This is a genomic window from Vibrio sp. M260112 (assembly GCF_036533775.1).
Taxonomy (GTDB): domain Bacteria; phylum Pseudomonadota; class Gammaproteobacteria; order Enterobacterales; family Vibrionaceae; genus Vibrio.
This window is the reverse complement of the sequence record NZ_JATABH010000202.1, coordinates 1-465: the sequence shown is the minus strand read 5'-3', so window position 1 is coordinate 465 and position 465 is coordinate 1. Positions and strand designations below refer to the sequence as shown.

The 465-nt window shown below is 50.5% G+C and carries 1 protein-coding gene; it reads right to left on the bottom strand.

Annotation, left to right across the window (positions count from 1 at the left end; translation table 11 throughout):
- The coding region (locus QTN95_RS21145) for an IS66 family transposase (RefSeq protein ID WP_331418898.1) at positions 1-465 on the bottom strand (465 nt) is incomplete at both ends.

Sequence of the window (465 nt, the reverse complement as noted above, 5' to 3'; positions counted from 1 at the left end):
TTATCCGCTTTACCTGACTTGCCTTTGCCTTGAAGCTTTTTCGCGTCCATGAACTTGCGCCGAGCATGCGCGAAGCAACCGACATTGGTGACGAGATGAAGCCCATCATAAGCACCATAACCATCGGTTTGCAGATAGCCATCATAGTTGCCCAAGAAGGCAACAGGGCACGCCCTCGCGCGACTGTTTTGATAGTCATACAAGACGATATTCTTCACATTGGGGAGTGCAGCTTCTGGCGAGTCCGCGCCCGAGCAGTAGAGCCACATGTAACATTGTTTATCTTCCTTGAGCACATTGAGCGGCGTTTCATCCACCTGAACCACTATTTGCTCGAGTAGGTGCGTTTTTAAGGCCGCGTAAAGCGGGGCAAACTTCTCACTGACTTGGATAATCCACCTTGCCATGGTGGTTCGTGATAGTTCGATACCCGACTGGGTAAACAGCGATTCTTGGCGATACAGT